This is a genomic window from Acinetobacter shaoyimingii, from assembly GCF_011578045.1.
In the GTDB taxonomy this organism is placed as follows: Bacteria; Pseudomonadota; Gammaproteobacteria; order Pseudomonadales; family Moraxellaceae; genus Acinetobacter; species Acinetobacter shaoyimingii.
The window spans coordinates 1,921,431-1,941,265 of record NZ_CP049801.1; the positions used below are offsets into that span (position 1 = coordinate 1,921,431).

Annotated in this window: 18 protein-coding genes; 7 read left to right on the plus strand and 11 right to left on the minus strand. The window is 38.0% G+C overall.

The features are described 5' to 3' along the window. Position 1 precedes the first annotated feature (1 nt). From G8E00_RS08640 to rimO, 9 genes are all read right to left on the minus strand, one after another. Positions 2-490 carry an OmpH family outer membrane protein gene (locus tag G8E00_RS08640; RefSeq protein WP_166009795.1) on the minus strand — a complete coding sequence of 163 codons (489 nt, stop codon included), beginning with the start codon at positions 488-490 and terminating at the stop codon, positions 2-4. A gap of 46 nt (positions 491-536) precedes the next feature. Continuing rightward, complete coding sequence (bamA, locus tag G8E00_RS08645) at positions 537-3,026, minus strand: outer membrane protein assembly factor BamA (RefSeq protein ID WP_196781980.1); 2,490 nt, start codon at positions 3,024-3,026, stop codon at positions 537-539. Between the two features lie 48 nt (positions 3,027-3,074). Then, complete coding sequence (gene rseP, locus G8E00_RS08650) at positions 3,075-4,430, minus strand: RIP metalloprotease RseP (RefSeq protein ID WP_166223745.1); 1,356 nt, start codon at positions 4,428-4,430, stop codon at positions 3,075-3,077. A 3-nt stretch (positions 4,431-4,433) separates the two neighbouring features. After that, positions 4,434-5,627: a 1-deoxy-D-xylulose-5-phosphate reductoisomerase gene (gene ispC / locus G8E00_RS08655; protein WP_166223747.1), complete on the minus strand. Its 1,194-nt coding sequence runs from the start codon at positions 5,625-5,627 to the stop codon at positions 4,434-4,436. Next, positions 5,628-6,470 (minus strand): phosphatidate cytidylyltransferase, encoded by an 843-nt coding sequence (locus G8E00_RS08660; protein ID WP_166009789.1) that lies wholly within the window; start codon positions 6,468-6,470, stop codon positions 5,628-5,630. It abuts the gene before it with no gap. Continuing rightward, positions 6,470-7,222: a polyprenyl diphosphate synthase gene (gene uppS, locus G8E00_RS08665; protein WP_166223749.1), complete on the minus strand. Its 753-nt coding sequence runs from the start codon at positions 7,220-7,222 to the stop codon at positions 6,470-6,472. The genes G8E00_RS08660 and uppS overlap by 1 nt, the downstream gene beginning before the upstream one ends. 8 nt (positions 7,223-7,230) lie before the next feature. After that, complete coding sequence (gene frr / locus G8E00_RS08670) at positions 7,231-7,785, minus strand: ribosome recycling factor (RefSeq protein ID WP_166009786.1); 555 nt, start codon at positions 7,783-7,785, stop codon at positions 7,231-7,233. Between the two features lie 79 nt (positions 7,786-7,864). Then, positions 7,865-8,593, minus strand: coding sequence for a UMP kinase (pyrH, locus tag G8E00_RS08675; RefSeq protein ID WP_166009783.1), 729 nt, complete (start codon positions 8,591-8,593; stop codon positions 7,865-7,867). A 46-nt stretch (positions 8,594-8,639) separates the two neighbouring features. Beyond that, positions 8,640-9,983: a 30S ribosomal protein S12 methylthiotransferase RimO gene (gene rimO / locus G8E00_RS08680; RefSeq protein WP_166009781.1), complete on the minus strand. Its 1,344-nt coding sequence runs from the start codon at positions 9,981-9,983 to the stop codon at positions 8,640-8,642. Between the two features lie 362 nt (positions 9,984-10,345). Between rimO and glnL the strand changes: the two genes are divergently transcribed. From glnL to G8E00_RS08700, 4 genes are all read left to right on the plus strand, one after another. Then, a complete protein-coding gene (gene glnL, locus G8E00_RS08685; RefSeq protein ID WP_166009779.1) occupies positions 10,346-11,455 on the plus strand; it encodes a nitrogen regulation protein NR(II) in 1,110 nt (369 codons plus the stop codon). Then, positions 11,442-12,926 carry a nitrogen regulation protein NR(I) gene (gene glnG / locus G8E00_RS08690; protein WP_166009777.1) on the plus strand — a complete coding sequence of 495 codons (1,485 nt, stop codon included), beginning with the start codon at positions 11,442-11,444 and terminating at the stop codon, positions 12,924-12,926. The genes glnL and glnG overlap by 14 nt, the downstream gene beginning before the upstream one ends. Before the next feature lie 756 nt (positions 12,927-13,682). Further along, positions 13,683-14,324 carry an aminotransferase gene (locus G8E00_RS08695; protein ID WP_166223751.1) on the plus strand — a complete coding sequence of 214 codons (642 nt, stop codon included), beginning with the start codon at positions 13,683-13,685 and terminating at the stop codon, positions 14,322-14,324. A gap of 18 nt (positions 14,325-14,342) precedes the next feature. Further along, positions 14,343-14,957: a hypothetical protein gene (locus tag G8E00_RS08700; RefSeq protein ID WP_166223753.1), complete on the plus strand. Its 615-nt coding sequence runs from the start codon at positions 14,343-14,345 to the stop codon at positions 14,955-14,957. A 299-nt stretch (positions 14,958-15,256) separates the two neighbouring features. On the opposite strand, the gene prpC is transcribed toward G8E00_RS08700, so the two are convergent. Both prpC and prpB read right to left on the minus strand, forming a co-directional pair. Next, entirely contained in the window at positions 15,257-16,393 is a 1,137-nt protein-coding gene (gene prpC / locus G8E00_RS08705; protein ID WP_166009769.1) for a bifunctional 2-methylcitrate synthase/citrate synthase, read from the minus strand. 4 nt (positions 16,394-16,397) lie between these two features. Continuing rightward, entirely contained in the window at positions 16,398-17,282 is an 885-nt protein-coding gene (prpB, locus tag G8E00_RS08710) for a methylisocitrate lyase (protein ID WP_166223755.1), read from the minus strand. Positions 17,283-17,514: 232 nt separating this feature from the next. Here prpB and G8E00_RS08715 point away from each other — a divergent pair, with 232 nt between their 5' ends. From G8E00_RS08715 to G8E00_RS08725, 3 genes are all read left to right on the plus strand, one after another. After that, positions 17,515-18,168, plus strand: a complete 654-nt coding sequence (locus tag G8E00_RS08715; RefSeq protein WP_166223757.1) for a TetR/AcrR family transcriptional regulator — start codon at positions 17,515-17,517, stop codon at positions 18,166-18,168. Positions 18,169-18,282: 114 nt separating this feature from the next. Continuing rightward, the gene (argF, locus tag G8E00_RS08720) at positions 18,283-19,203 is read left to right on the plus strand and encodes an ornithine carbamoyltransferase (RefSeq protein WP_166009763.1); all 921 of its coding nucleotides are present in this window, start codon (positions 18,283-18,285) and stop codon (positions 19,201-19,203) included. 92 nt (positions 19,204-19,295) lie between these two features. Then, positions 19,296-19,766 (plus strand): hypothetical protein, encoded by a 471-nt coding sequence (locus tag G8E00_RS08725; RefSeq protein ID WP_166223759.1) that lies wholly within the window; start codon positions 19,296-19,298, stop codon positions 19,764-19,766. Positions 19,767-19,835 lie beyond the last annotated feature (69 nt).

Below are 19,835 nucleotides of genomic sequence, written 5' to 3' on the forward strand. Positions count from 1 at the left end.
ATTATTTAATTGCATTAACCTTTTGGATCATTTTAGCAGTTAAATCGTATTTTGCGTCATATGCTAGCGCAGCATTTTTATTCAAAACCAGATCTAAATGACTTTCTTGGCGCAATTGTTCAGCAACTTGCTTCACACGACCTTCAAAAGTTTTATTCGTGTTTTGAATTGTTGTTTGCACACGTGATTGAATACCTTGTTGAATTGTTTGGAATTCAGTCACTTTTGCTTGATATTGTGTATTGATTTGTTGAACATTGGCACCTTTTGCTTGCGCACTTTTTTGCAATGTTTCAATTTCTTTACCCAGTTGCTCTAACTTTTGAGTTTGTGGTTTTACAGATTGCTCTAAGCTTGCATTTTGTTGTTTTAAATAAGTACTGCTTTCAACCACTTTCTCTAAATCAATAACACCATAGCCTGCCGCATGCACTAAACCAGTTAAACTGAATGCAGCGACAGCCAGTGTTAATTTTTTAATAGATTTCATTTTCGTAATCCTAAATCAAATATCTTGAACTGCAAAAAGATCGTACTTAGAAAGTACGACCGATTTCAAATTGAATGTTTTTGGTTTCATCGCCTGGTTTATCATTTAATGGGAATGCATAGCTCAGAGATAATGGACCAATCATCGTAACCCAAGTAAAGCCTACACCAACACTATAGCGCATATTGCCTGCATCGAAACCGAAGTTATCTTTACAGTACTTTTTCGCATCTGTACCTGTGGTTGAACCATCTAAATACAAATTACCACGTGGCGTGTCACATTGTGTATCAAAGACTTGCGCACCTTCAGCAAAGATTACAGGACGAACTTGACGCGCCCAATCCCCTTTAAATGGTACAGGCAACACAAGTTCAGCACCAAATTGAATCAATGCATTACCACCCACTTCCTCTGGATCATAATCTTTAGTACGGCTTTCGTTATACGTCACACCTGGGTATTTTGGCCCTAAAGTATTGTTGTCGTAACCACGAACCGAGCCATAACCACCAGCAAAATAGTTTTTATAGAACGGTAAATCATTACCAAAACCTAACTTACCATAACCACGGATCAAGTAATTTTTACCCAAAGGAATAAGTCCTTGAGCATCATAAGTCACTTTTTGATATTCTACGTCACTGCCTGGTAACGCAATTTCAGCAGTTACACGATGCGACATCCCTGAAGTTGGGAACATTGGACGGTTTAGCGTATTATATGACCAGCCTAAGTTTAAGTTATAACTTAAGAAATCACCCTTAAATTCATTAAAGAAACTTTGTGGGGTTTTACACGTAATATTATCTGTTTCATATTCAAGACAATATTCACCTTTCTGACCCGTTTCTTTACCACCATGAGAGAGCAAATAGTCTCTAACATAAGTAGAAACATAAGGACCTGTCGTCACTTCAGTTTGGTCGATGTTAATACCCGCACTAATGCTTTGGTTTTCATCGATTGGATAACCAAAGTTCAAACCACCACCAAAACTATCAGTCACATAGTTGTTAACGTTATAGTCGTCATCTAACTTGGTTTTACGGTAGTACATGTTATAACCACGACTTACACCATCGATGGTGAAGTAAGGGTCTGTCACACTTAAGTTATAATAATCTTGTGTCTCAGAACGTGATAAATCGATCGAAACACGATTACCTGTACCCAAGAAGTTAGTTTGACTCAAACCTGCTTGGAAGGTAATACCACCGCTTTGAGAGAAACCAACTGCAAGTGTACTTGTACCTGAATGTTGTTCTTCAACTTCAATATTTAAATCGACTTGGTCAGGCGTATTCGGCACACGCACAGGTTTGACATCAACTTTACTAAAGAAACCGGTACGCTCTAAACGAATTTTAGATAATTCAATCTTTTCGTTACTTGCAAGTGCCCCTTCCATTTGGCGCATTTCACGACGTAAAACTTCATCTGCAGTTTTAGTATTACCAGAGAAGTTAATACGACGAACAGTGACTTGCTGACCTGGGTTAATGTAATAATTTAAATCAACTGTGTGATTCTCATTATTAATTTCTGGAACAACGTTCACTTCGGCATAGTAATAGCCTGCATTACCGTATTTACGAAGTAAAAGTTGTTTCACCGCATTTACTTTTTCTTGAGAGTAAATATCACCATCTTTATACAGCTTAAGCGCTTCTAAATCAGATGTTTTATAAAGTGCATCACCCAAGAATTTCGAGCTTGCAAATTTAAATTGCTCGCCTTCATTCACCCCTACTTCAATAAAGATGTGTTTTTTATCTTCACTAATATTCAAATGCGAACTGGTCACATCAAAATTGATATAACCCTTGTTGAGGTATAAAGCACGTAATGCTTCTAAACTTGCACCCATTTTTTCACGAGCATAACGATCGTTACGTGAAACAATAGACATCCAGCCACTTTCTTTGAGTGCAAAGACTTGTTTAATTTCGTCTTCTTTAAAAACTGTATTACCAATAATATTGATATCAAAAACTTTAGCCGCTTTACCTTCTTTGAAATTGATATTCAAATCTACACGGTTATTTGGGCGCGCAACAGTATCAACATTCACTTCAGCATCATAACGACCTTGTTGTGAGTATTGTTGTTCCAATTCAGTTTTTAGTGTTTGTAAAGATGATTTTGTAAGTACTTCACCCTCAGAAATTCCCATTTTCTTTAAACCTTCTTGCAAAGGCTCTTTAGGAATCAGTTTATTACCCTTCAAATTTATTTTTGAAATAATTGGACGTTCTACAACTTTAAAAACCAGAACATCGCCTTCTTTCATAGCTTGAATGTCATCAAATGAATTCGATGCATATAACGCACGAATAGCATCAGAAATAACTGGATCAGTGATTTGATCCCCACTACGAATGGGCAACATGCTTTGCACATTGGCTTGAGTTAAACGAACCAATCCATCAACACGTATATCACGTGCAATGAATGTTTCAGCTGCATAGACTTGAGTTGCTGCCGACATTGCGCTAATAAGTGCCAACGGCATAAATAAATGTTTGTGCTGCATGCCTATTGTTTTCCAGTAAAGTTAATTATCGTTCCATTTATTACGCTTTTATAAACGCATAAAGTCGTTGAATATTGCAAGGAACATCATGCTACCCAGCAATACCATACCAATTTTTAGTCCAACTAATTGTATTTGTTCAGAAACAGGTTTACCACGAATTAATTCAATAAAGTAATAAACCAAGTGACCCCCATCTAACATTGGTATTGGCAGTAAATTTAAAATCCCAAGGCTAACACTCATTAACGCCATAAAGGAAATAAAGGTCTGCCAACCCATTTCTGCACTCTGTCCCGCTACTTTCGCAATGGTTATAGGACCAGATAGATTATCCAAACCAATTAAACCGCGCACCATTTTGACCATAGAGTTCAAAATCATACTGGAAAGTTGACCTGTTTTTTCCACTGCCATAACAAAGGCTTCAGCTGGATTATATTGAATTTTATACTTATATTCAGCAGGAATGTGTAAATTTTGAGTTTTTGCTTGAACACCCAACATACCTGTCGAGTTACCCATACTATCTCGCTTACCTTGTGGCATCACTTTAAGTGAAACCAATTTACCCTCACGCAATACATCAATATTAAGTAATTTTTCAGGTGATTTTTGAACTATATCTACAACGTTGAACCAATCATTCATTTTAACGCCATCAATTGCAACGATTTTATCACCTTCTTTCATACCTTGACGAATGGCAGCACCATCTGGGCTTAGCTTATAAACCATAGCCTCGATATGAGGACGATATGGTATAAATCCCAAGACATCTAAAGCAGACTGATTCTGATCTTTTAAAAATTGCTGAATCGGTAAATTAAATGTTTTGAGCTCACCATTACGCTCTGCTTTAATCTGAATTTGACCCGTTTCTCCAACACGATCAACAAGCGCATAGTTTAATTTTTCCCATGTTGCTGTCTGTGTGCCATCGACTTGAATAATCTTATCACCAGGCATCATTTGAACTTGTGCAGCAGGCGTATTTGGAAAGACTTTACCTATACGTGTATTCAGTTGCTCTTGCGCAGGCAAAAATAAAATCCAAAATAGAAAAATCGCAAAAATCAAATTGATCAGTGGACCAGCAGCAACAATCGCAATTCGCTTAAGCGGTGATTGACGATTAAAAGCATAAGGCAGGTCTTCTTCGCTCACATTGCCTTCACGCTCATCCAACATTTTTACATAGCCACCCAGTGGCAATGCTGAAAGCTGGTATTGGATACCTGATTTTTTTGATGTCCATTTTAAAATTGTCGGGCCAAAGCCAATTGAGTAAACCAGCACTTTTACACCGAGTTTACGTGCAACCCAGTAATGCCCAAACTCATGAATCGCAATGAGTGGACCAAGTAAGAGAATCGCTGCGACAATAACAAAAAGAACATTCATATACTATGTACTCAATTGCACAACACGCTGACTTGCAATTAGACGTGCGATCTGATCAGACTTCAAAATGACCTCTAAAGATTCAGCTGGTCCATTTTCAACCTGATTCAAGGTATGGTCGACGACAGCTGGAATATCAAGGAACCCTATTTTTTCTTTTAAAAATGCTTCAACAGCCACTTCATTTGCAGCATTTAAGATTGCTGGTGCCAAACCACCACTTTGCATGGCTTGACGCGCAAGCTTCAATGCAGGAAAACGTTCAACATCAGGTACTTGGAAATTCAATTGATGACTAAAAATATCCAAAGCGGGTACATGTGTCCCAATACGCTTAGGCCATGCTAATGCATGAGCAATAGGCGTGCACATATCTGGATTTCCCATTTGTGCCAAAGTCGAACCATCTACATATTGAACCATAGAATGAATGATACTTTGTGGGTGAACGACCACTGTAACAAAATGTTCTTGAATTGAAAATAAATGACAAGCTTCGATCAGCTCTAAACCTTTGTTCATGAGTGTCGCTGAATCGACAGAAATTTTTTGTCCCATTGACCAATTGGGGTGTTTACATGCTTGTGCAGGGGTTACATGACGTAAATCTTCAAGCGAATGATTTAGAAAAGGTCCACCTGAGGCAGTTAACAATAGTTGCGAAACACCTAACTGAGGTTCTTTATTGGTTTCTATTTGTAAGTAATTTTGCGGTAAGCATTGAAAAATTGCATTGTGCTCAGAATCGACTGGCAAAAGTAATGCTTTATAGTCTTTTGCAGCTTGCATCATGATCTCACCAGACATGACCAAGGCTTCTTTATTGGCAAGTAAAACGCGTTTACCTGCTTTGACTGCAGCTAAAGTAGGTAGCAAACCTGCACCACCTACAATTGCAGCCATCACAATATCGATCTCAGCATGTGAAGCAACGGCAATTAACCCATCTTCACCCTGTAAGATTTCAATACCTGTGATATTTTTTGACTTCAATATCGTGTTGAGTTCATCCACCTTATGAGATGGCACAACCACGATTTTCGGTTTGTACTGTTTGCATATTTCACTCAGCTCTTCAATTCGACTATAAGCCGTGACTGCAAAAACTGAATAATCGTGAGGATGTTGATCTAATATTTTTAAGGTACTTTGACCAATTGAACCAGTAACACCTAATATACAAACAGTTTGAGACATCTAAAAATTTACACCAATAAGTTTCAAAATTGTGATACCTACTGCAAAAACTGGCGCTGCAGCAAGTAATGAGTCAATTCGATCTAAAATACCGCCGTGGCCGGGTAAAATGCGACCTGAATCTTTAATACCAGCACGACGCTTGATCATCGATTCAAACAAATCACCTAAAACCGAACTAAATACAGTAATAATAGATAAAATAAGGAAGAGAATATGATGTAACAATGAAAAATCCAAATAAATGGATTGAACAATGACGATCACTATACCCACAGTAATGATACCCCCAAATAACCCTTCAATGGATTTATTTGGACTCACCTCAGGTGCAAGTTTACGTCGACCAAACTTACGACCGACAAAATATGCACCGCTATCTGCTCCCCATACCAATAAAAACAGGTACATGAGCCACCAAGGTTCTGGATTTGTTGAACCAAACCAAGACCATATGGCATAAATAGCTGTCACAGCCGCACTAATCAACACCAAACCAATAATATGCAGGCTCGGATTGTACCAGCCATCATACTTCGGATAGTGTTTAACCCAATACAGACTCATTATCCAGCAAATAATGGACGCACTCCATAGGATCAAAGCTTGATCACAAAAGTAGAGTGCTATACCTGAAAAAATAGCAGTCAAAATACCAAAGCATCCTGCTTTGAATTTATTCACCTGATCAGATTGGCGAGGCATGAGTTTAAACCACTCATAACCCGCTCCCCCTGCAGCGATAATCATGAGTACCAACATTGGATATGGCGATGGTGTTGCAAACATACAAATAAGCACAACAGCAACCAAAACCAATGCGGTAATTATCCGCTCTAACATTATTCGTTCTCTATTTTCTCTTGTTGAATTTGTTCTGATGTTTTACCAAAACGTCTTTCACGCCCCACAAAAACATCAAAAGCATGATCAAGCTCTTTTATCGTAAATTCTGGCCATAAAGTTTGCGTAAAATAAAACTCTGCATAGGCTGCTTGCCAAAGCAAGAAATTAGAAATTCGATAATCTCCCCCTGTACGAATCAGCAAATCTACAGGCGGTAAATGACTTAAACTGACGTGTTGACCAAAAGTTTTCTCATCAATATCATCAACCTCAAGCCGTTGATCTTTAACCATTTGCGCTAAATTACGAGCAGCTTGAGTCAAATCCCACATTCCACCATAACTCACCGCAATAACCAAGGTCATTTGGCTGAAGTTAGCAGTCAATTGTTCAGCATGCAACATTAATTCACGCAATTTAGGTGAAAGCCGAGATCGGTCACCAATAAATTGTAAAGAAATTTCAAACTTAACCATACGAGGAATTTGCTCATGAATTGTGTCTTCCAACAATTTCATGAGTAAATCAACTTCATATTGAGGGCGATTCCAGTTTTCACTGGAAAAAGCATAGACTGTTAGCGCTTTAATACCAACTTTACGACAGTGTTCGACAATTGGGTCAAGGACATTTTTACCAGAACGGTGTCCATCACCCTTTTGCATTTGATTTTTTTTAGCAAAACGATTGTTGCCATCCATAATGATGGCAACATGTCGAGGAAGAGTTTGATCTTCATGAATGGTCATTATAAAGCTTAGACCTTCATTAATTCAGCTTCTTTAGCGGCAAGGCGTTTGTCTACTTCAGCAACAAACTTGTCTGTGATTTTTTGAATGTCATCACCTGCACGGCGCTCATCATCTTCAGAAATTTCTTTTTCTTTCAATAATGCTTTGATATCACCTAAAACATCACGACGGATATTACGAATCGCAACTTTGGCATTTTCAGCTTCGTTACGCGCAACTTTTTGCATGTCACGACGTGTTTCTTCTGTCAATGCAGGCATAGGTACGCGAATTGCATCAGCTGTAATTGGGTTTAAGCCCAAATCTGATTCACGAATCGCTTTATCAATTGCAGACACCATTGTACGTTCAAATGGTTGAACCACTAAAGTACGTGAATCTTCCACACCTACGTTTGCCACTTGGTTTAAAGGAACGTCTGAACCATAGTAAGGAACCATCACGCCATTTAAGATAGATGGGTGCGCACGGCCTGTACGTACTTTCGCAAAACCTTGCTCTAAAGACTCTAAAGTCTTATTCATGCGTGCTTCGCTGTCTTTTTTAAGATCGTTAATCATATGATCTTCCTTACTTAATTTATCTAAAGTGTTAAACTTAAATTGCGGTTAGTATAAAGAGCTTTAACCCTCACGTACATTAGTTTGTAACGTGAGTACCCTCTTTTTCACCCATAACAACTGAAAGCAATGCACCAGATTTATTCATATCGAATACTTGTAATGGCACATGGTGATCACGGCATAAACAAATCGCAGTTAAATCCATTACACCTAATTTTTCATCCAACACTTGGTCGAATGTTAATGTGTCGTATTTCACTGCATCTTCATATTTGCTTGGGTCTTTGTTATAGACACCATCAACTTTTGTTGCTTTCAAAATAAGATTTGCTTCAATTTCAATACCACGTAAGCATGCAGCTGTATCTGTAGTAAAGAATGGATTACCCGTACCTGCAACAAATACACATACCTCACCTTGAGAAAGATGACGAATCGCATCACGACTTGAGTATGACTCCACCACAGTACCAATTGGTAAAGCTGACATTAAACGGGTTTTGATGTTACGTCGTACTAAAGCATCACGTAATGCCAATCCATTCATCACCGTTGCAAGCATACCCATTTGGTCACCTGTTACACGACCAACCAAGCCATCTTGTTGTAATTGGCTACCACGGTATAAGTTACCGCCACCAACCACAATACCGACCTGAACACCCAAACCAACTAAGTGTGCAATTGCCAATGACATTTGGTCTAGGACTTGAGCATCGATACCCATGTCTTTATTTCCAGCAAGTGCCTCACCAGAAAGTTTCAACAAGATGCGCGAGTAACGCGGCTTTTTAGAATCCAACATCATCAAACTCCAAATTATTTAATTTAAATCTTTATCTATTCATTTATTACGCTGATTTGATTTGGATCAATTTCGCAAATAAATCATATTCATCGGCATCTGTGATTTCGACTTCAAGTAAATCACCTGCTTTAATTAAGCTCTTATCGATATCTTCAACAAACACATTACCATCAATCTCAGGGGCATCTGCATAAGAACGCGCAATTGCAACAGGGAACTCTTCATCTAAGTCGTCAACAAGCACAGTCATGGTTTGACCAATACGCTTTTGCAATTTAGCAGCCGAAATGGCTTGTTGAACTTCCATAAAGCGTTCATAACGTTCTTGTTTGATTTCTTCAGGCACATGATCTGGCAAATCATTGGCAGTCGCACCTTCAACAGGTGAGTAAGTGAAACAACCAACTCGATCCAATTGAGCTTCTTTCAACCAATCCAATAACATTTGGAAGTCTTCTTCAGTTTCACCTGGGAAGCCCACAACGAATGTTGAGCGAATCACAAGTTCAGGGCATTTTTCACGCCACAACTTCAAACGTTCCAATGTATTTTCACTATGAGCTGGTCGCTTCATCAATTTTAAGATGCGCGGACTGGCATGTTGAAAAGGAATGTCTAAATATGGAAGGATCTTGCCTTGTGCCATCAAGTCAATCACAGCATCCACATGTGGATACGGATAGACGTAATGCAAACGCACCCAAATGCCTAACTGACCCAATGCTTCACACATGTCATAGAATTTGGTTTTAACAGGCTGACCATTCCAAAAATCAAGTTTGTACTTGGTATCTACACCATAAGCTGAAGTATCTTGTGAAATCACTAAAACTTCACGCACACCTGCTTTTTTCAAGGCTTGAGCTTCTGACAATACTGAACCGACAGGTCGTGACACCAAGTCACCACGCATGCTTGGAATAATGCAGAATGTGCAACGATGGTTACAGCCTTCCGATATTTTTAAGTATGCATAATGTTTTGGCGTTAAACGAATACCTTGCTCAGGAACAAGATCAATAAACGGATTATGCTTTGGAGGTTCAGGTACATATTGATGTACTGCTTCCATCACTTCTTGATATGCCGCTGCACCTGTCACTTTTAGGACATTTGGATGCATTTGGCGAATTTTGTCTTCGTCTTTACCTAAACAGCCTGTCACAATCACACGACCATTTGCACTCATGGCTTCGCCGATTGCATCTAACGACTCTTGTACTGCAGATTCAATAAAACCACAGGTATTTACAACAACTAAATCAGCACCGTCATAATCTGACGCCACATCATAACCTTCAGTCTTTAACTGAGTTAAAATTCGTTCTGAATCGACCAATGCCTTAGGACAACCTAAAGAAACAAAACCGACTTTGGGGGATCTCATGAATCTGCGCTCCACTATAATCCGCGTATTGTATGTCTTTTCTAGCCATAAAAACAGTTGCAAACCGCGCAGATTTATTATCGCACCAAAATATTTCTATTTTATTTTAACAATATTATAAATGCACCATTATGGAACATAAACTTTTTAAAGTAAGATGGTTCTCTAAATAACTTGAGAATAAAGCATAAACTTTGCAGCTCAGCACCCTCATTTAAATTACCAACCAAGGGTGATTTCAAAGTTGGCTTGCATTTTGCTTTATTTAAGGACGCTTAATCTCAATAAATCCCTTTTAATGAGCAATTATCAAATGAGATCTCGAGAACATTGCGCTATTTTAACACAGGATTTTTGACCGAATGGAAGAACAAACGACAATTGACTATCGCCTGCTTGTCGACAATTTAACGACTGCGATACTTTTGGCCGACAAAAATTTAAATATTTTTTATCTAAATTCTTCTTGCGAGGCATTATTTGATGTCAGCTTGTTACGTGCATCGGGTCAGTCTGTATTAAATATACTTCAGTCACCTGATGATAGCTTTGACACTTACGAAGCGTTAACCAATACATTAACAACAGGTCAAACCTATACACGTCGTGAGGCATTGATCAGTGTCAACTTTAAAGACATGCATGTTGACTACTCCGTGGTGCGCTTAAACACAGGTAAAGAATATCACCCACTTTTATTGATCGAGCTTAATCCAATCGATCGTATGCTCAAGATTTCCAAAGAAGAGAATCTTATTCAACAGCATCAAGTGGCTCGACAGCTGATTCGAGGGGTTGCCCATGAAATTAAGAATCCATTGGGTGGCATTCGTGGTGCAACGCAATTGCTTGCACGCAGTTTAAATGACCCTCAATACAATGAATTTACCGACATTATTATTAGTGAAGTTGATCGTTTAAGAAATCTAGCGGATACCATGCTCGGTTCACGCCAATTACCAAGTTATGAATGGGTCAACATTCATGAACCCCTTGAGCGTGTACGATCACTGATTGCCAACCAAACCAAGAAAAAAATTAAAATTACACGTGACTATGATTTGTCTTTGCCTTCGGTTAAAGCCGATCGAGATCAACTGATTCAAGTAATGCTCAACATTTGTGCAAATGCTGTTCAAGCCATGACAGAAAATAAAGATTACTTTATTGAACAGCAACCTGAGCTGTTACTTAAAACACGTGTACAACGCCTAATCACAATCAATGGTGTACTCCATCGTTCTGTGATTCGAATCGACATCCAAGACAATGGTCCAGGCGTACCAGAAGACATCATAGAATCAGTGTTCTATCCTTTAGTCACTGGCCGAGCAAAAGGAACAGGCTTAGGTTTAAGTATTGCTCAAAATATTATGCATCAACATAACGGAATGATTGAATGCCAATCCATTCCAGGAAAAACAGTCTTTAGCTTATATTTACCTTGGGAGTTAAACCATGACGCGAAATAAAATTTGGGTGATTGATGATGATCGCGCCATGCGCTGGGTTCTAGAAAAAACTTTTAAAGAAGAAGGTTTTGATGTGACCAGCTTTGAAGAAGCACAATCGGCTTTGGACCAACTGGCTGACGATGCACCTGATGTCATTCTGACTGATATTCGTATGCCGGGCATTGATGGCTTAACTTTTTTAGGCAAAGTGAAAGGAAGTTATCCCGACTTACCTGTCATCATTATGACAGCACACTCTGATTTAGAATCTGCAGTGTCAAGTTACCAAACTGGTGCGTTTGAATATTTACCTAAACCCTTTGATATTGATGAAGCATTGGCATTGGTGAATCGTGCCATTATGCACATCAACAAACTTCAACAACAAGAATCTGCAAAAACTGTTCAACCGATTCAATCGACCGAAATTATTGGTGAGTCACCTGCAATGCAGGAAGTGTTTCGCGCCATTGGTCGTTTATCGCAATCTCACATTACTGTGCTAATTAATGGTGAGTCTGGCACAGGGAAAGAATTGGTTGCACATGCATTGCATCGACATTCACCTCGTAGCAGCAAGCCTTTTATTGCACTAAATATGGCAGCAATTCCGAAAGACTTGATCGAAACTGAGTTGTTTGGTCATGAAAAAGGCGCATTCACAGGTGCAAATTCACAGCGCCAAGGTCGCTTTGAACAAGCCAATGGCGGTACGCTATTTCTCGATGAAATTGGTGACATGCCATTTGAAACTCAAACGCGTTTATTGCGTGTTTTAGCCGATGGCGAGTTTTATCGTGTAGGCGGTCACATCCCTGTTCGTGTTGATGTACGTATTGTAGCGGCAACACATCAAGATCTTGAAAAGCTAGTTCAAGACGGTCGCTTCCGTGAAGACTTGTACCATCGTTTAAACGTGATTCGCATTCATATTCCAAAATTAGCACATCGCTCTGAAGATATTCCAATGCTTGCACAACACTTCTTGGCACGTGCAGGCAAAGAATTGAGCGTTAGTCCTAAAATTTTGCGTCCTGAAACCGTGGAATATATGCAACAGCTTCCATGGCAAGGCAACGTACGCCAGCTTGAAAATACCTGTCGCTGGCTTACAGTGATGATCACAGGTCGTGAAGTTTATCCTGAAGATTTACCAACTGAATTGAAACAAATTCCAATTCAAAAATCTGATGATGCAAATCCAGCGACAGCACATTCAGATCGAGTCATGATTCAGCATTGGGATGAACTACTTAACCAATGGGCCATTCAAAAACTGAAAAATGGTGAAATGAAGTTACTGGATATTGCAACACCCATGTTTGAACGCACCTTGATTAATGCTGCACTACAACAAACACGTGGTCGCAAACGTCATGCTGCTGAACTTTTGGGTTGGGGACGCAATACATTGACTCGAAAACTCAAAGAGCTCGGTATGGATATTGCTGAAGATGACGAAGAGGAAATCGCCTCTTTAACAGATTAACTTTATATTGAAAAATAAAGCCTTTTAAAGGCTTTATTTTTTATATAGAACACTATGATCTATTACTCATTACTCTTTTGATTCTATTCATGCCGAATTCAGCATGAATTCAGGATAGATGACGATTGGACACCAATTTTTTATCGATAATCAAAGCAATGCAAATTAAAGCAACCAAAATTAGGGTGCTTATCATTGTACTTTGCAACTGAGCAGGAATGAGAATATACCTAAAACATAAACCATAAATACAAAGTGATAAGAACAGCACAAGCATAGACTTTAAAAAAGATGCAAATGAGATATTCAACTCTTGTTTTTTATGATCAAGCTTGATCATAAAAATACCCCAAGCAATACCACATATGATGCAAATCAGAAAAAGTAAATAATGAGAGCCAAAAGCAGGTGGCTTATATTCAATCCAACGTAAAATTGAAAAAAATAAGGCCATGCTTAATCCCCAACCTAGACCACCATATATCAACATCCAATTGTTCTTGCCGCTCATAATTTCCACATTCAATCACCATAATGAAGAAGCATATAAAAACAAGCAGATTATTTAAGTTGTCGTTTTATTAAACACGAGATAACCCAAAGTTTTATATAAAATTTAATATAAATAGTGAATCAATAATTTCATTAACAATGACTCATTATTTGATTGATCATAGCCAACGAATTAAATCTTCTTTTTTTTCTTCGCTGTGTAGTTTATGCTCAATCAAAAATTACAACGTACGACACACCACCATGAAAAGAATATATTCGGCACTCGTATTGGCACTTGGCTTCTACCCAATCACGCTTTATGCAACAGTAGGTGGACCTGAACACGTTGATATTTTGGGTGCCGACCCAGTAGATCAAAAAATTTATTTTTTGCGTCATTACAATGATGAATCTGGTCGATTACCGACCTTGTATTATTTTCTACTCAATGGAAAATCACCTGAAAAACCCATAGAAGTTAAATCGATTTACACTAAAATGAATAGTCGAAACTATGAAGCAGCATCGCAAAAAACCTTAGATGAAATCGCAAAAATTCAAAAAAGATTAAAACCGATTGTTCCTGTGTCGAAACAAAACAGTCAATTGAAAATTATTCATCAAAATACCCAGCTTGGTCATTACTGGCTAAACGCACCTGAAGAAAAAGTGACAAAACAAACGGTTCAATATCAAATTTATAACCGCACCAATCGACAAAAGTTTCAAAGTGCAAAACAAAATTTGATCAATTACCAAAACAAACCCATTCAAATAAATTATATTTATCAAACGCCTAAAAAAATGAAACAAGCTCAAATTGCAGTGATTCAATATTTAGGCATACCCACAGAAACGGGTTATATTAAGGAAGATGCTGTATTATTAATACCACAAGAATAATCATAATCGAGATGTCAAATGCGCACAATTTTATTACCAATTTTCACTTTATTATTTTGCTTAAGTCACAGTAGCATCGCTTCAGCTCAACAATATTACAATGTTGATTTAGACATTCTCGGCTATTCTCCCAAAACAAAAAATGTGTATGTCTTTGAATCAAAGGTTCATAGCAATTCAGAGCAACATATTTATGCTCACAATCTAAAAGATAAGGAATTGAAGCAACCCTTAGGTACTGCAAAATACCTAGAGATCCATGATGCGAAACATTTCAGTCAAACACTGATGACACTCAAAAAAGAGCTAAAAAAATTACAACCTTTAGATTTCAACACACTCAAAATTGATGTCTTAGCGCAAAATTCTTCACAGCATGACGATACTGCTCAATTCAGTACAATTTATACCACCCAATTTATGATTTCCACGGAAAAGTTTCAAACGACTCCTCAAAATCTTATTCACTATTCAACTGATATCAAACTTAAACAAGCTTATCTACTCCCCGACAATAAAGGAATCATCGCTACATTTAGCTCACTCGCCTATCCTTTTGATTCAGGCTTTTATCGCGAAGAAAGCGTGTTATTAATTCCTAAAACCACATTCAAAACTGTTGTCTTGAAATAAATATTTAGTTTTCGAAAAAAATATTACATAAAAACTTTAAAATCGGAGATTTAAATTTTATTTAAATCTTTCACCAATTGAGCAATCTCCTTTTCCTGAAAAGGTGCTTTTGTTATGAGTTTTACAATTGAAATTTCACGACTCAACACTTTCTTAACGATAAAAATAACATATCAGTTATGGTTATTTTTTGAATGATTTCTAATTAAAAAACGCCCAATGAGATTCATCAGACGTTTTTATTTCAATTTTTTATCTTAAATGTATAGGAAATATCAGATGATATTTCTGCTAACAGATTAAGCTGCAGTACGCTGCTCAATTGGAACAACTTTGCGTAATTCAGGGCCAGTATAATCCGCACTTGGACGAATAATACGATTATCTGCACGTTGCTCCATCACATGTGCTGCCCAACCTGTTACACGTGACATCACAAAAATAGGGGTAAACAGTTTGGTTGGAATACCCATAAAGTGATACGCAGATGCATGGAAGAAATCAGCATTACAGAACAATTTCTTTTCACGCCACATTACTTCTTCACAGCGTACAGACACTGGATAAAGTACAGTATCCCCTACATCTTTTGCTAAACGCTCAGACCAAATTTTAATAATACCATTACGTGGATCATTATCTTTATAGATGGCATGACCAAAGCCCATGATTTTTTCTTTGCGCTCAAGTTTGCCCAGCATTTCACGTTCAGCTTCTTCTGGTGATGTCCAATTTTCAATCATTTCCATCGCAGCTTCATTCGCACCACCATGCAAAGGACCACGAAGTGAACCAATTGCACCGGTAATACATGAATGCATGTCTGAAAGTGTTGAAGCACACACACGCGCAGTAAATGTAGATGCGTTAAACTCATGCTCTGCATACAGAATAAGCGATACATTCATTACTTGTTCATGCAACTCATTTGGTTTTTCACCTCGAAGTAAATGCAAGAATTGAGCACCAATTGAATCATCATCTGTATTTTCTTCGATACGTACACCATCATGGCTAAAACGATACCAATAGCAAATGATCGCAGGCAATGTCGCTAAAATACGGTCTGCAACATCTTGCTGTTCATCAAATGATTTTTCAGTCTCAATATTACCAAGCATTGAAACACCTGTACGCATCACATCCATTGGATGAGAATCCGCTGGAATACGTTCAAGCACTTCTTTCAACGCTTGTGGTAAAGCACGTAGAGATTTAAGTTTCGCTTTATAGATTTGAAGCTGTTCAGCCGTTGGTAGTTCACCAAAGAAGATTAAATAAGCAACCTCTTCAAATTGACAGTTTTCAGCCAAGTCCTGTACATCATAACCACGGTAGGTTAAGCCTGCACCACTTTTGCCCACTGTTGATAGTGCTGTTTTACCTGCCACTTGACCGCGCAGACCAGCGCCTGTAAGTACTTTTCCTTCAGCCATTTTTTTAATGCTCCTGCTTAAATAATTTATCTAAGGTATTTTCAAAAGTGTGATAATCCAAGAATTCATACAACTCTTTACGTTGTTGCATAATGTCTAAAACATTCACTTGAGTTCCTTCTTTACGAACAGAACGCATAACTTCTAAAGCAGCTTTTTGCATCGCACGAGTTGCTGACAATGGATAAAGCACCATTGCAATCCCTTGTTCAGCAAGTTCTTCTGTAGTGTAATATGGCGTATCACCAAACTCAGTAATATTTGCCAAAACAGGCACACCCACAGCATCACATACTGTTTTATACATGGTAATGTCAGTCATTGCTTCTGCAAAAATAGCATCTGCACCCGCTTCCACACATGCGCAAGCACGGTCGATCACTGCACTTAAACCTTCTTTTTGCAACGCATCCGTACGTGCCATAACCACAAAATCAGAATCTGTTTTTGCATCTACAGCCGCTTTAATCCGATCAACCATTTCTTGTTGTGACACGATTTCTTTATTTGGACGATGCCCACAACGCTTTTGCGCCACTTGATCTTCAATATGAACAGCAGCAGCACCCGCAGCAGTCATTTGCTTGATTGCACGTGCAATATTAAAAGCACCACCCCAGCCAGTATCGATATCGACCAATAAGGGAGTATCTACACGTTCAGTGATACGACGTACATCTTCAAGAACATTGTCTAAGCTGGTCATACCCAAATCTGGAAGTCCATAGGAATAATTGGCAACACCCGCACCAGACAAATAAATCGCTTTATATCCCACCTGCTTCGCCATCATGGCTGCATAGGCATTTACAGTACCCATGATTTGAAGTGGCTTTTCAACTTCCAATGCTTGTCTAAATCTTAAGCCTGCAGACGTTAATTTTGTCATATCCCTTTTCCACAGTATTTCTATAATTATCGAAATCTGAGTATACCCAGATTTTTTTTCACTGAAATGACCTTTTAGGTTTTTTACTCTAAAACTTTAGTCATATAAAAATGAATATTCATTCATTTTTTTACAATTTATCACGATTTGATTAATCTGACTGAGCAATGCATTAGTATGGACAAGTTTGCTATAATCAATTTAATAAAACTGGAGTGAACTCACTATCACTATGCTCAATGAATTGGATCAATGTAAAGCTACAGTATGCGATATTCCACAGACACGTCGTGGTCAAGAACGTCGTTTGGCGCTTTTATTGAGTGCAACCACGCTATTTCTAGAACGTGGTTATGATGCTGTGAGCTTAGATGATGTTGTTCAACATGCTGGAGGTTCTAAGGCTTCAATTTATAAATATTTTGGGAGTAAAGAAGGACTCTTTACAGCAATATGTGATTACCGCCGTAATTTATTTTTCCAAGACATTTGCTCCACATATTTAAATGAATCGGAAAATTTGAGAACTTATTTAATTACTACGCTTTTCAACTTTTATAACCATCTAAGAAAAGCAGAAAATATCGCATTTTTACGTCTCATTATCGAGCAAACCCAAAGAAGCACTGAACTCGCGTCATATATTCATGAACAAGGTCCTAAACAGATTCAATCCGCCATTGCCAATGCTTTAGAAAATGCAAATAAAAACGGGCTTCTTTGTTGTGAAAATCCACTTTATTCCGCAAAATTATATTTCGGTATCTTAAGAGATTTGGAATGGCGTATTTTAATGAATATACCAATCACCGAGTCAGATCAAGAAATCACCAACTATGTGAGTTATTGTGTAGATCGCTTCTTAGACGGTCACCAAAAACGCTAGTTTTTTTGCAATTCTTTGCACTTATAGTATATTAGTCGATTCTCAATTTTTCACTAACCAACAATCAATTGCTTGTCGATGTATTGTCGGCATTACAATTATTGTGGAGTAACCATGGCTCTACGACATTTTCTTACTTTACGAGATCTCTCAACAGCAGAACTAAACCGTATTATCGAGCGTGCGCAAGAACTCAAGCGTATGCAGCACAACAATGAGATTTTCCAACCATTCGTTGGTAAAGTAATGGGAATGATCTTCGAAAAATCGAGCACACGTACTCGTGTATCATTCGAAGCAGGTATGACCCAATTTGGTGGTAGCGCAATTTTCCTATCATCTCGTGATACACAACTTGGTCGTGGTGAACCGATCGAAGATTCTGCACGTGTGATTTCAAGCATGCTTGACGTTGTGATGATCCGTACCTTCGGCCATGACATCGTGACTCGTTTTGCTGAATACTCTAAAGTTCCTGTGATTAATGCATTAACTGATGACCACCACCCTTGCCAATTGCTTGCAGATGTACAAACATTTGTTGAGCACCGCGGCTCAATTGAAGGTAAAACCGTAGCTTGGATTGGTGATGGCAATAATATGTGTAATTCATACATTGAAGCTGCACATATGTGGGGCTTTAAGTTAAAGATCGCCTCTCCAAAAGGCTATGAACCAAAGCCTGAATTTTTATCTGAATTTGCTCACTGTGTAGAACTTGTCAATTCAGCTGAAGATGCTGCAGTCAATGCTGACCTTATCGTGACAGATGTTTGGGCGAGCATGGGGCAAGAAGAAGAACAAAAAATCCGTGAAAAAGCATTTGCTGATTATCAAGTCAACGAACGCCTTATGGATTTAGCACACCCTGATTGTTTATTTATGCACTGCCTACCTGCTCACCGTGGTGAAGAAATTTCTGAAAATCTTCTTGAACACAAAAATGCTGTGGTTTGGGATGAAGCAGAAAATCGCTTACACGCCCAAAAAGCATTGGTTGAATTTTTAATCAATGAGAATCTAAAAAAAGATTAAGCAACATTTTTTAGATTTAAAAAAGCACCTCAGGGTGCTTTTTTCATGGATTCATGTTAATAATAAAACCATAAATAATTTATGTGATTCTTATGCGCTCAAATACTCTATTCTTCGCTGCTTTCAGCCTAATCTCGACCTCAATACATTGCGCTCATGCATCAGAACTTGATCAATTTCTTATTGAAAAAAAGATCATTCAGCAGGATTATAAAATTGCAAATAAAACAGCGCTCAATGAAATTTTAAAATCCATTAGTGTTGAAGATTCACGTGTTATGCCCTATCAGCTTGATCAAAATACACTTCTAGAAAAAATTGAGCTTTATGCAGATCATCTCAATCTTCAAGGTCGCATTACCACTCCAGACTTTGCTCAATTTATTCAAAATATCGGTGAGAAAAAATTTAAATCTTCAATACAGCATAATTTAATTCAAAATTGCGACCAGCTTTTTGAGCATCATTTTCAACGTTCAAATCCTTATACCGTCAATATCACATTGAGTTCAACGCTCAAAAATTACAGCTTCAAAATTAAAAATAGTGAATGTAAATTTTGATCGTTGCTTAAATTGAAAAGCTTTGATTAAAAAACCTTGATTAAAAAGAAAAACCTAGATTCATTAGGT

Excerpts from the sequence above, each read along its gene's own strand:
- G8E00_RS08640 (WP_166009795.1), bottom strand. The coding sequence starts at position 490 with ATGAAATCTATTAAAAAATTAACACTGGCTGTCGCTGCATTCAGTTTA.
- bamA (WP_196781980.1), bottom strand. The coding sequence starts at position 3,026 with ATGCAGCACAAACATTTATTTATGCCGTTGGCACTTATTAGCGCAATG.
- rseP (WP_166223745.1), bottom strand. The coding sequence starts at position 4,430 with ATGAATGTTCTTTTTGTTATTGTCGCAGCGATTCTCTTACTTGGTCCA.
- ispC (WP_166223747.1), bottom strand. The coding sequence starts at position 5,627 with ATGTCTCAAACTGTTTGTATATTAGGTGTTACTGGTTCAATTGGTCAA.
- G8E00_RS08660 (WP_166009789.1), bottom strand. The coding sequence starts at position 6,470 with ATGTTAGAGCGGATAATTACCGCATTGGTTTTGGTTGCTGTTGTGCTT.
- uppS (WP_166223749.1), bottom strand. The coding sequence starts at position 7,222 with ATGACCATTCATGAAGATCAAACTCTTCCTCGACATGTTGCCATCATT.
- frr (WP_166009786.1), bottom strand. The coding sequence starts at position 7,785 with ATGATTAACGATCTTAAAAAAGACAGCGAAGCACGCATGAATAAGACT.
- pyrH (WP_166009783.1), bottom strand. The coding sequence starts at position 8,593 with ATGTTGGATTCTAAAAAGCCGCGTTACTCGCGCATCTTGTTGAAACTT.
- rimO (WP_166009781.1), bottom strand. The coding sequence starts at position 9,983 with ATGAGATCCCCCAAAGTCGGTTTTGTTTCTTTAGGTTGTCCTAAGGCA.
- glnL (WP_166009779.1), top strand. The coding sequence starts at position 10,346 with ATGGAAGAACAAACGACAATTGACTATCGCCTGCTTGTCGACAATTTA.
- glnG (WP_166009777.1), top strand. The coding sequence starts at position 11,442 with ATGACGCGAAATAAAATTTGGGTGATTGATGATGATCGCGCCATGCGC.
- G8E00_RS08695 (WP_166223751.1), top strand. The coding sequence starts at position 13,683 with ATGAAAAGAATATATTCGGCACTCGTATTGGCACTTGGCTTCTACCCA.
- G8E00_RS08700 (WP_166223753.1), top strand. The coding sequence starts at position 14,343 with ATGCGCACAATTTTATTACCAATTTTCACTTTATTATTTTGCTTAAGT.
- prpC (WP_166009769.1), bottom strand. The coding sequence starts at position 16,393 with ATGGCTGAAGGAAAAGTACTTACAGGCGCTGGTCTGCGCGGTCAAGTG.
- prpB (WP_166223755.1), bottom strand. The coding sequence starts at position 17,282 with ATGACAAAATTAACGTCTGCAGGCTTAAGATTTAGACAAGCATTGGAA.
- G8E00_RS08715 (WP_166223757.1), top strand. The coding sequence starts at position 17,515 with ATGCTCAATGAATTGGATCAATGTAAAGCTACAGTATGCGATATTCCA.
- argF (WP_166009763.1), top strand. The coding sequence starts at position 18,283 with ATGGCTCTACGACATTTTCTTACTTTACGAGATCTCTCAACAGCAGAA.
- G8E00_RS08725 (WP_166223759.1), top strand. The coding sequence starts at position 19,296 with ATGCGCTCAAATACTCTATTCTTCGCTGCTTTCAGCCTAATCTCGACC.